The organism is Pseudomonas rustica, assembly GCF_049959085.1.
In the GTDB taxonomy this organism is placed as follows: Bacteria; Pseudomonadota; Gammaproteobacteria; order Pseudomonadales; family Pseudomonadaceae; genus Aquipseudomonas; species Aquipseudomonas rustica.
Genome location: NZ_CP188200.1, coordinates 2,859,878 through 2,870,354, shown reverse-complemented (window position 1 = coordinate 2,870,354; position 10,477 = coordinate 2,859,878). Strand labels below are relative to the sequence as shown.

At 59.5% G+C, this 10,477-nt stretch carries 10 protein-coding genes; 7 read left to right on the top strand and 3 right to left on the bottom strand.

What is annotated here, in order from left to right; translation table 11 throughout:
* Positions 1-91: 91 nt before the first annotated feature.
* Complete coding sequence (locus tag ACP3TY_RS13000) at positions 92-811, bottom strand: SDR family oxidoreductase (protein WP_401238457.1); 720 nt, start codon at positions 809-811, stop codon at positions 92-94.
* A 353-nt stretch (positions 812-1,164) separates the two neighbouring features.
* On the opposite strand from ACP3TY_RS13000, the gene ACP3TY_RS12995 reads away from it, so the two are divergent.
* Positions 1,165-2,721: a diguanylate cyclase gene (locus ACP3TY_RS12995; protein ID WP_426620215.1), complete on the top strand. Its 1,557-nt coding sequence runs from the start codon at positions 1,165-1,167 to the stop codon at positions 2,719-2,721.
* 15 nt (positions 2,722-2,736) lie between these two features.
* On the opposite strand, the gene ACP3TY_RS12990 is transcribed toward ACP3TY_RS12995, so the two are convergent.
* Positions 2,737-3,129: a RidA family protein gene (locus tag ACP3TY_RS12990; protein WP_426620214.1), complete on the bottom strand. Its 393-nt coding sequence runs from the start codon at positions 3,127-3,129 to the stop codon at positions 2,737-2,739.
* A 114-nt stretch (positions 3,130-3,243) separates the two neighbouring features.
* On the opposite strand from ACP3TY_RS12990, the gene ACP3TY_RS12985 reads away from it, so the two are divergent.
* A complete protein-coding gene (locus ACP3TY_RS12985) occupies positions 3,244-4,161 on the top strand; it encodes a LysR substrate-binding domain-containing protein (protein WP_426620212.1) in 918 nt (305 codons plus the stop codon).
* On the opposite strand, the gene ACP3TY_RS12980 is transcribed toward ACP3TY_RS12985, so the two are convergent.
* A complete protein-coding gene (locus ACP3TY_RS12980; protein ID WP_426620211.1) occupies positions 4,148-5,008 on the bottom strand; it encodes a LysR substrate-binding domain-containing protein in 861 nt (286 codons plus the stop codon). The genes ACP3TY_RS12985 and ACP3TY_RS12980 overlap by 14 nt on opposite strands.
* A 111-nt stretch (positions 5,009-5,119) precedes the next feature.
* On the opposite strand from ACP3TY_RS12980, the gene ACP3TY_RS12975 reads away from it, so the two are divergent.
* From ACP3TY_RS12975 to ACP3TY_RS12955, 5 genes are read left to right on the top strand one after another with little or no spacing between them, the layout of a single operon-like run.
* Positions 5,120-6,172, top strand: a complete 1,053-nt coding sequence (locus ACP3TY_RS12975; protein ID WP_426620210.1) for an agmatine deiminase family protein — start codon at positions 5,120-5,122, stop codon at positions 6,170-6,172.
* A 4-nt stretch (positions 6,173-6,176) separates the two neighbouring features.
* Complete coding sequence (aguB, locus tag ACP3TY_RS12970) at positions 6,177-7,085, top strand: N-carbamoylputrescine amidase (RefSeq protein ID WP_426620209.1); 909 nt, start codon at positions 6,177-6,179, stop codon at positions 7,083-7,085.
* A 1-nt stretch (position 7,086) separates the two neighbouring features.
* Positions 7,087-8,190, top strand: coding sequence for an extracellular solute-binding protein (locus ACP3TY_RS12965; RefSeq protein WP_426620208.1), 1,104 nt, complete (start codon positions 7,087-7,089; stop codon positions 8,188-8,190).
* A 48-nt stretch (positions 8,191-8,238) separates the two neighbouring features.
* Entirely contained in the window at positions 8,239-9,360 is a 1,122-nt protein-coding gene (locus tag ACP3TY_RS12960; RefSeq protein WP_426620207.1) for an agmatine deiminase family protein, read from the top strand.
* Between the two features lie 50 nt (positions 9,361-9,410).
* Positions 9,411-10,436: a GlxA family transcriptional regulator gene (locus ACP3TY_RS12955; protein WP_426620205.1), complete on the top strand. Its 1,026-nt coding sequence runs from the start codon at positions 9,411-9,413 to the stop codon at positions 10,434-10,436.
* Positions 10,437-10,477: the final 41 nt, after the last annotated feature.

Genomic DNA, 10,477 nt, shown 5'->3' with positions numbered 1-10,477 from the left:
AGCTGAAAGAGGGCGCTACGTGAGGGTAGACGAATCGGCGAGGTTATACGTACTCACGCGTGCAAAGGCCAGCGCCATCGGGGCGACGCGCTCAGAAACGTTCGTCGAGGATCGCCGGCAAGGTCAGTTCCCTGACGTAGCTGGCCGGAGACAAACTAAGGATCATGCGCACCACCTCGACGACATCGTGTACGGGAATCAAATGTCCCTCACCACGCTGCGTCGCGACGTTAATCGGTATGCTCAGTAGATCTTCGGTATTCAGATAGCCGAGATTCAGGCAGGTCACTGCCAGACGTTGCTCTCTATAGCCTTCGCGCAGGGTCTCGGCGATCCCGCGCAGGGCGAATTTGGATGCGCCGAAAGCGACTTCCGGACGCCCGCTCTGTGGCAGACCCGAGGTCGAACCGGTGAGGATGATTCTGGGATGGGGACTTTTTAGCAGAAGGGGCAGCAGACGTTTGATCAGCAAAATGGTTGAGGTGATGTTGCAGTTGACGATGGCCTGCACTTCGTCGTCTGCGCTTTCGACAAAGTCGTACGCGCTGTCGAAGGCAAACTCTTCCCAGATGCCGAGGTTGTAAATCAGCGTATCCAGCCCGTCGGCCTTTACCGCTTTTTCAATCTCCTGCGCAGCCTTGGCCGGGTTCATCAGATCGGCTTCTACCCAGCGTACAGATCGCTCGGCATCCGCTGGCAAACCGTCTGGGCGCGAGCGGGAAACGCCGATCAACGTGTCTCCCGCGTTGCCCAACCCCTCTATAAAAGCTCTGCCTAAACCTTTACTCGCACCCACCACCAAAATATTCATCGATCGTCTCCATGATCCAAGTGCTGATTCCGTACAGCATGCAAACAGACGACCTCAGAAATGGCAAACGAATGGGTGTGTCGGAATATTTATGGACGATAAACGCTACTCCCTGTGGTGAGGGGATAAATCCCCTCACCACAGGGTTGTTTATTACTCACCCCCGAGAAACTGTTACCGCACTATTCCGGGCTGTGACAAAGGCAAGGTCTCTGCCTATCCTCCATGACATTCCCAACGTGGCAGCGACGGTTTCCTGTTTCGCTCCCCTCAGCAAAAGTCTTGTTCATGGATCTACTGTTATCCACATCGCTCAATGCCCCAATGTTGATATCCACGCAGTGGGTGGCGGAATGAAGCTTTCCAGACCGCTGCCAATCGACCTGCGCGGACTGATACTGCTTTTTGTCCTGCTGTCGGTCGTCGCGACGCTGTGCAACAGCCTCTATGTCGCCTATCGCGTACAGCGCGACGCATTGATTCACGCGACGCTGGAAGCCAATGGCGCCTACGCGGCGAAAGTAGCTTCGAGCATCGGCGAGTTTCTCGGCGCCGCGCACAATCATTTGAGTTACAGCGCGACGGTGCTGGGCGATCACTGGGATGAGCCTGGGGCATTGCGCAAAGAAGCCATGCGCTTGCAGGCGCAGGACACCGATTTCAACTCGGTGACGATTCTCGATGCGAACGGGCAAGTGCTTCAGGCATATCCGGACAGCTTGCAGATCGTCGGTGCCACGCTGCAATCGCAGGGTATCCAGCAAGCCCTCAAAGAGCGTCGACCCTTGGTCAGCGAGGTGTACGTTTCCTCGGCGGGCAATCTGGTGGTGTTTGTTTCGCAACCGGTTTTCAGCCCGTCAGGTGCATTTCTCGGTGTGGTGGGCGGCTCTGTTTACTTGCTTGAGCAAAGCGCGTTTCACACGGTGATCAGTCGTCATTTTCATCACGACGGCACCTTCGCTTTCGTCGCTGACGGTAATCGGCGGCTGTTGTATCACCCTGACTCGAAGCGGATCGGCGAAGTGCTGGGCTGGAGCCTGACGGTGGACGCCGCGTTGCGTGGTGAAAACGGCACCTTGCAAGGCGACAACTACCGCGGTGTGCCGATGCTGGCCGGCTACGCCCGTGTGCCGGAAGCCAATTGGGCTGTGGTGGTCCAGCAACCTCGCGAACGCAGCCTGGCGCCGTTGGTACAGCTGATGCGCGATATGGTTGTGGGGATGATACCGGCGGGTTTGCTCGGGCTGGCCCTAATCCTCGCTGGAACAGCGCTGATCGCCCGACCCTTGCGGCAATTGTCGGCGGCCGCCGACCAGTTGGCCGCGCCTGACACCACGGAGCGCTTGAACCGGGTGCATGCCTGGTACCGCGACGCCGCTGCAATCCGTCAGGCGATGCTGGCCGGGGTGCAATTGCTCCATCAGAAACTCGGTCAGCTCAGTCATGAAGCGCAAAGTGATCCCCTCACAGGCCTGGCCAATCGTCGCGCCATGGACGCTGCGCTGAACCTGCTGGATCAGGCCGGGCAGGGGTATTCCGTGCTGGCGCTGGATATCGATCATTTCAAACGCGTCAACGACACCTTTGGACATGACGCCGGCGACGTGGCCCTGCGAAGCGTTGCCGACATCCTCAAACAGAACTCGCGCTCGGGTGACTGGGCGTGCCGCTCCGGTGGTGAGGAGTTCGCACTGATTCTTCCGGATACCCCGCTGGAGACCGCGCGGATGATTGCCGAAAGAGTCCGCGCGCACCTCGCAGAAACCGAGGTGCCGCAGGTGGGCAAGTTGACGATGTCCATCGGTGTGGCGTGCCGCGATGCAGACACTGCGACATCGCCAAGCGTGTTGAAACTCGCAGATGAACGCCTTTACGCCGCCAAGCAGAGTGGACGCAACAAAGTTGTATGAACGACCGGAAATCGCCTACGGCAGTTTGGCAATCACCTTGATCTCAAAATCAAAGCCATACAGCCACGTCACACCCACTGCGGTTACCGTCGGATGCGGCGCATCGCCCCAGAATTCGGTGAGCACAACATTCCAGATCGTCTCGAATTTGCTGTGCGGATCGACGATGAAGATCGTCACGTCGACCACATCTTCGAAGCTGCAACCGGCCTCGCTGAGGATCGCGTTCAGGTTGCTGAATGCCTGTCGTACCTGGTTCTGCAGATCCGGCTCCGGCTTACCGTCGTCGGTGCTGCCGACTTGCCCCGAAACAAATAGAAAACCGTTGGAGCGAATCGCTGGCGAGTAGCGATTGCGCTCATAAAGGGTACGGCGTGCGGCCGGGAAAACGACATCGCGCTGAGTCATGGGGTGTCTCCATCGGTGAGTTGATGAAGCCACTGTAGGTATTTGCAGGCGGGCGATAAACGCGCAAGCTTGGCGTTCACTGTTTGTGAATCCCAAACAATCGAGGCACGAACCTTGGATCGATTTGACGCAATGCAGGCGTTTGCCCGAGTGGTCGAGGCGGGGAGTTTCACCAAAGCCGCCGAAACCCTGCACATGAGCAAGACCACCGTGACGCAACTGGTGCAGCAACTGGAAGCACGATTGCGGGTGAAATTACTCAATCGCACCACGCGCAAGGTCAACGTCACCGCCGATGGCGCGGCGTATTACGAACGCGTGATCAAGCTGCTCGCCGATATGGACGATGCCGAAAGCAGTCTGCCGGGCGTGGCGGCATTGCCGAAGGGACGATTGCGAGTGGATGTGCCGAGCCCGCTGGCGCGGTTGATCCTGATTCCTGCGCTGCCAGAATTTCACGCGCGCTATCCGGATATTCAGATCGATATGGGCGTCAGTGACCGCATTGTCGACATCATTGATGAGAACGTCGATTGCGTGGTGCGTGGCGGCGAGTTGCTGGATCAGTCATTGATGGCGCGCAAGGTCGCCGATCTGCGATTGGGCGTGTTTGCCGCACCGGCTTATCTGGCTCGTTCAGGCACGCCACATCACCCGCGAGAACTGGAAGATTCCCATCACCGCGTGGTTGGTTTTCTCTGGGCGCGCACCGGCAAACCAGTGCCGTACGCCCTGCACAATGCCAGCGAAAATCTGCACATCAGAGGTCGCCACGTGTTGGCGGTCGACGACGGCAACGCCTATCTCGCGGCCGGGCTGGCCGGCATGGGCGTGCTGTGGCTGCCCACATACATGTCCAGCGAGCATGAAGCGCGGGGCGAACTGGTGCCGTTGTTCGAAAACTGGCAGCTCGAGCCGATGCCGCTTTACGTGGCGTACCCGCCAAACCGCCACGTCAGTCTAAAATTACGCGTTTTCATCGACTGGGTGGTTGAGGTCTTGGCGCAGCACGCACCGGTTATTCAGCGCTGAGGTTATGAATCAACCATTCGCTGAAGCTGCGTGCCATCGGATCCTGTTCACTGTCGCGGTGGGTCAGCAACGCCCAGTTCGGCCCACGAATGGTGTCTTCCACCAGCGGCTGCAATACGCCGTCAGCCCGCGCCTGACGGCTGAGCAATTGACTCACCAGCGCGATGCCCAGACCCGTACACGCGGCGTCCAGCAGTAATCCCGGATCGGAGAAGTTCAGGCCCTGATCCTGCTGGCCGACATCGATTCCGGCCTCGACCGCCCAATGGCTCCAATCCATTTCCCGCTCGCCATGCAACGTCGTGCGCTGTGGCGCCGGCAGCGCCAAAACGCTCGGATGACACGCCGGATAGAGGCGATCGGCGTGCAGCACTTTGAAGCTGCATTCAGCCTGTGAACTGATGTCGTCGCGCACCGCCAGGTCGATGGTTTGCGTGGCCATGTCCGGCACTTCGTCGGTGCTGTAGATCCACAGATCAACCTCAGGGTACAGCGCGCGGAAATCCGCCAGGCGCGGCAACAACCAGTGCCGGGCAAACGCCGGCGTGGTGTTGAGCACCAGTTGGTTGGGCTTTTGATACTGGCCCAAACGCCGAATCCCCACCGCCAATTGCTGCAGCATCGCCTGGGTGGTGCTGAGCAAATCGTGGCCGGCATCGGTCAGCGCCACGCTGCGTCCGCTGCGAAAAAACAGCGGCTGCTCCAGATACGCCTCAAGGCTGCGGATCTGCTGGCTGATCGCCGACTGCGTCAGGCTCAGCTCTTCAGCGGCCTTGTGAAAACTGCCCAGTCGAGCGGCCGCTTCGAAGCCGCGCAGGGAGCTGAGCGGCGGCCAGTGTTTAAGCATATCGATAAGCTCCGCTAATCAGTTGTCTGCTAAATCCATCGTTTGTTTGCCGATTTTACGGCCCGTAGCATAAGCGCATTGAACACAGTGGCTTAACTAACGAGGCTTATCATGCAGCACAACGACAATAAAAACAGCGCCTGGATGATGCCGGCAGAGTGGGTGACTCATGCCGCGACGTGGATGGTCTGGCCGCACAACCAGACGTTGTGGGAATCCGGTTGGCGCGTGACGCTGGCGCAGGTGCAGGAAGATTTCGCTCGCGTCGCCAATGCCATCGCCCGGTTTGAACCGGTGAAACTGGTGGTCGATCCATCGGCCATTGCCAGCGCCAAAGCCTTGTGCGGGCCGAACATCGAACTGATCCCGTTGGCGGTGAATGACAGTTGGTGCCGCGACTCCGGCCCGACGTTTGTCTGCCACCCGCAGCAAGGCCTGGCTGGCGTGAGCTGGCGCTTCAACGCCTGGGGCGGCAAGTCGGCGCACGATCTGGACGAAAGCCTGGCGCGCCGCGCGCTCAATCACCTCGGTCTGGAATGCTTCGGCACGCCGCTGAGCAACGAAGGCGGGGCGATTCATGTCGATGGCCAAGGCACGCTGATCACCACCGAATCGGTGCTGCTCAACCCCAATCGCAACCCGGGCATGAGCAAAGCCGAGATGGAAGAGATCTTCAGCCGCCTGCTCGGCGTGAAGAAAACCATCTGGCTGCCGGGCGATCCGGATTACGTCACCGGCGACATGACCGATGGCCACGTTGACGGCGTCTGCGCCTTTGCCCGTCCCGGTGTGTTGCTGGTCGATGCGACGCACGATCAATCGTCGGTGTACGCCGAAGTGGCGCGGGAAAACCGTCGAGCGCTCGAGCTGGCCACCGATGCGCAAGGACGCAAATTCGAGCTGATCGAACTGTTCGAAGCCACCGATGCAGTCGACACCGAAGCGGAAGTGTTCTGCGCCTCTTACACCAATTTCTACATCGCCAACGGCGCGATCATCATGCCGGCCTATGGCATCGAGGCGGACAACGTCGCGGCGAACGTGCTGGAAAAAGCCTTCCCCGGGCGCGAAGTGGTGCCGGTGCAGATCAACCATCTGGCGCACGGCGGTGGCGGTGTGCATTGCATCACTCAGCAGCAGCCAGCCTGGCCGGTTAGAGGTTGAGACCATGACGATTCTGACCATTGCCACCACCCAGATGCCGTGCACCTGGGATTTACCCGGCAACCTTGATCGCGCCGAGCAACTCGTCCGCGACGCGGCGAAGCAGGGCGCGCAAGTGATCCTCTTGCAGGAACTGTTCGCCACGCCGTACTTCTGCATCGAACAAAGCCACAAACACATGGCGTTGACCGAGGAGTATCGCGACAGCCGCGTGCTCGCACGTTTCGCCGCACTGGCCCGCGAGTTGGGCGTGGTGTTGCCGCTGAGCTGGTTCGAGAAGGCCGGCAACGCCTACTTCAATTCGTTGAGCGTGGCCGATGCCGACGGGCGTTTGTTGGGCGTGTATCGCAAGACGCACATTCCCAACGCCATCGGCTATCAGGAGAAGGAATATTTCAGCCCCGGCGACACCGGTTTCAAAGTCTGGAACACCGCGTTCGGTCGTCTCGGTGTTGGCATCTGCTGGGATCAGTGGTTCCCGGAAACCGCGCGTTGCCTGGCGTTGATGGGGGCTGAGGTGCTGCTGTATCCGACCGCCATTGGTTCGGAACCGGGCTGCGCGGCGCTGGATTCCCGGGACCATTGGCAGATGACCATGCGTGGTCACGCCGCTGCCAATCTGCTGCCGGTGGTGGCGTCGAACCGCGTCGGGCGCGAAACCGCGACCACCGATTCGAGCCTGCAAATGAGCTTCTACGGTTCCTCGTTCATCAGCGATCACAAGGGCCAGTTACTCGCCACAGCCGACCGTGACAGCACCGGTGTGCTAGTGCAAAGCGTCGATCTGGCGGCCATGCGTGAAGAACGTTTGAGCTGGGGCATCTACCGCGATCGTCGTCCGGATATGTATGGGCCGCTGCTGAGTCAGGACGGTCGCCACCTTCATGCACGCTGGAACACTCAAGGGGTTTGACATGGTTACCCACCACAAACGATTGCTCGGCGCGATGGGCCTGGCGCTGATCTGCGTGATGCCGTCGCTGCACGCCGAAGACAAAACCCTGCGCCTCTACAACTGGGCCGATTATTTTGCCGAAGACACGCTGAGCCGCTTTACCGCCGAGACCGGGATCAAGGTGATTTACGACGTCATGGACGGCAGCGAAACCCTGGAAGCGAAGATGCTTTCCGGTGGCAGCGGTTACGACTTGATTTTCCCCGGCGACACTGTGGCCGAGCGCTTGATGCGCGCCGGCAGCCTGATGCCGCTGGATCAAGCGAAGCTGACGGAACTGGCCGACATCGAACCCGGTTTGCAGAAACTGCGCAGCCACTACGAGCACTCCAGCAAAGCTACGGTGCCGTATACCTGGGGCACCATCGGCCTGACCTACAACGAAGAACAGATCAAAAAGCGCATGGCTGATGCGCCGGTCAACAGCCTCGACATGTTGTTCAAACCGGAACTGGCGGCGAAGTTTGCCGACTGCGGAATCTCGATGATCGACTCGCCGGACGAAGCGCTGGCGGTGGTGCTCAACTACCTCGGTCGCGATCCGCGCAGCGGCAAAGCGGAGGATCTGGCTGCAGCCAGTGAATTGCTGATGAAACTGCGGCCGTACATTCGCAAATTCCAGTCGCAACCGGTGACCGATCTGGTCAACGGCAACCTGTGCCTGTCGCTGGGTTACAGCGGCGACATGACTCAAGCCCAGCGCACCTCGGACAGCGCCGGCAAGCACACGAAGTTTCAGTACCGCGTACCTCGCGAGGGCACCACGGTGTGGATGGACACCATGGCCATTCCGGTCGACGCCAGACACCCGGAATACGCCTACGCGTTTATCAACTTTGTCATGCGCCCGGCGAACATGGCGGCGATCAGCAATTTCACTGGTTACCCGACGTCCAACGCCAAGGCGCGGGCGAGTGTCGATGCAAGTATGCGCGACAACCCGGACATCTACCTCGACGAAGCGACCTACGCGCGTTTGATCCCGGGCAAAGACATCCCTCAGGCCGACATGCGCGCACGCATGCGTACCTGGACTAAATTCAAAACGGCCACTGGCCAATGATCCACGGCCGGCGCATTGCCGGCCCTGGTTTTTACAGGAATACACTGCATGTCGACTCGTCGTGAGTTCATCAAACAAGTCACCGTTGCTGCCGGTGTGGGCGCTGCGTTCATGGGCTTCGGTCTGTCGCCGGGCAAGGTGCTTGCGGCCGCTCAGGGGCGCTGGTTCATGCCCGACGAAGGCGACAAGCACGAACGCGCCTACATCGCTTTCGGCGCGCAGGACGCGATCTGGGAAGACTTCACCGAAGACGTCCAGGAAGCCTTCGGTCGCATCGCCCGTGCCATCGCCAAATATGAGCCGGTCACAGTGTTTTGCCGCCAGAACGAGCGCAGCATTGCCGAAGAATTTTGTGGCACCCGCAACATCACCTACGTCACCACGGCGCTGGACGACATCTGGATGCGCGACATCGGCGCCAACTTTGTCATCGACGACGAGGGCGGATTGGGCGCGGTGGATTTCAACTTCAACGGTTGGGGCGATAAACAGCAGCACAGCAAAGACGCGAAAATCGCCGCGCTCGTGTCCAACGGCGCACAAGCGACCTATATCCGCAGTGAGTTGACGGGCGAGGGCGGTGCTATCGAAGTCGATGGCCACGGCACCGGAATCATGACCGAGAGCAGCTGGATCAACCGCAATCGCAATCCGGACTGGAGCAAGGCCGACGTCGAAGCGGAACTGAAAGAGCGTCTGGGCCTGCGCAAAATCATCTGGCTGCCGGGGGTCAAGGGCAAGGACATCACCGATGCTCACGTCGATTTCTACGCGCGCTTCATCAAGCCCGGTGTGGTGATCGCCAACCTCGACACCGATCCTGAATCCTACGATCACAAGGTCACGCTGGCGCACCTGGAAATTCTCAAGAGCGCCACCGATGCCGACGGGCGCAAATTGCAGATCCACACGATTTCGCCGCCACTCAATCCGCGCAAAAGCAAGTTCAGCAAAAACAACCCGGACTTCGCTGCCGGCTACATCAACTACTTCGTGATCAACGGCGCGATCATCGCCCCGGAATTCGGCGACAAAGCGGCGGACAAGAAGGCCTTCGATCTGCTGTCCGCGCTGTACCCGGATCGCGACATCGTGCAACTGAACATCGATGCCATCGCGGCCGGTGGCGGCGGGATTCACTGCGTAACCAGCCATCAACCACAGGCGTGATTGACTCTTTGGCGGATCAAGCCAACTATCGGCGCATAACAACATGACCGATGGAACAAAACTTGATCGAACGACGCCAATTCAGCGGAGGCATGAAGGGGAAAAACCTCCGCTATCTGAATGAGCAAAGCGCTGATAGCCCGCGCCTGACCCGTACCGGTTTTCTGCTGCTTGAACACTTTTCGTTGCCGGCATTTACCCAGGCGCTGGACACGGTTGTGACCACCAATCTGCTACGCCCGGGACTGTTTGCCTCGCGCACGTTCGGCTTGGGCGACGGCGAAGTGGTCAGTGATCTGGGGCTGGTGATTCGGCCCGATGCACGTCTTGATTTGGCAGCGCTTGAAGTGCTGGATCTGCTGGTGGTGTGCGGCGGTTATCGCACCGAACTGCGCGCGAGTGATGAATTTATTCATCTGCTCAAAGCGGCGGCGGAGCGGGGCGTCAGTCTCGCCGGTTTGTGGAATGGTTCGTGGTTTCTCGGCCGCGCGGGTTTGCTCGATGGCTATCGTTGCGCGATCCACCCGGAGCATCGCCCGGCACTGACCGAAATCGCCAAAGCCACCCACGTCAGCAGCGAACCGTATGTGATCGATCGCGATCGGCTCACGGCGTCTAGCCCGTCCGGGGCGTTTCACATGGCGCTGGACTGGATCAAAAGCCTGCACGGCAAGGCGCTGGTCGAAGGCATCGAAGACATTCTGGCGTTTGAGGAATCGCGCTACCGGCGGATCAAGCCTGACGAGAACATCTGCGTCAGTGCGCCGCTGCGTGAAGTGGTGAAGCTGATGGACGCCAATCTGGAAGAGCCGCTGGAGCTGGAACAACTGGCGGTGTACGCCGGGCGCTCGCGTCGGCAACTGGAGCGATTGTTCAAGGAACAACTGGGCACCACACCGCAACGCTATTACCTGGAACTGCGGATTACCGAAGCGCGGCGTTTGTTGCAGCACACCGAGTTGTCGCAGGTTGAGGTATTGGTGGCCTGCGGTTTTGTCTCGCCGAGCCATTTCAGTAAGTGCTACAGCGCGTTCTTTGGTTACCGGCCTTCAAAGGAAAAGCGTCTGGTGAAATAGGCGCGTTTTGGAAGTCTCTGTTTTAAAACAAAAAATATTTC

Coding starts and splice junctions, on each gene's coding strand:
- ACP3TY_RS13000 (WP_401238457.1), bottom strand. CDS start 811: ATGAATATTTTGGTGGTGGGTGCGAGTAAAGGTTTAGGCAGAGCTTTT.
- ACP3TY_RS12995 (WP_426620215.1), top strand. CDS start 1,165: ATGAAGCTTTCCAGACCGCTGCCAATCGACCTGCGCGGACTGATACTG.
- ACP3TY_RS12990 (WP_426620214.1), bottom strand. CDS start 3,129: ATGACTCAGCGCGATGTCGTTTTCCCGGCCGCACGCCGTACCCTTTAT.
- ACP3TY_RS12980 (WP_426620211.1), bottom strand. CDS start 5,008: ATGCTTAAACACTGGCCGCCGCTCAGCTCCCTGCGCGGCTTCGAAGCG.
- ACP3TY_RS12975 (WP_426620210.1), top strand. CDS start 5,120: ATGCAGCACAACGACAATAAAAACAGCGCCTGGATGATGCCGGCAGAG.
- aguB (WP_426620209.1), top strand. CDS start 6,177: ATGACGATTCTGACCATTGCCACCACCCAGATGCCGTGCACCTGGGAT.
- ACP3TY_RS12965 (WP_426620208.1), top strand. CDS start 7,087: ATGGTTACCCACCACAAACGATTGCTCGGCGCGATGGGCCTGGCGCTG.
- ACP3TY_RS12960 (WP_426620207.1), top strand. CDS start 8,239: ATGTCGACTCGTCGTGAGTTCATCAAACAAGTCACCGTTGCTGCCGGT.
- ACP3TY_RS12955 (WP_426620205.1), top strand. CDS start 9,411: ATGGAACAAAACTTGATCGAACGACGCCAATTCAGCGGAGGCATGAAG.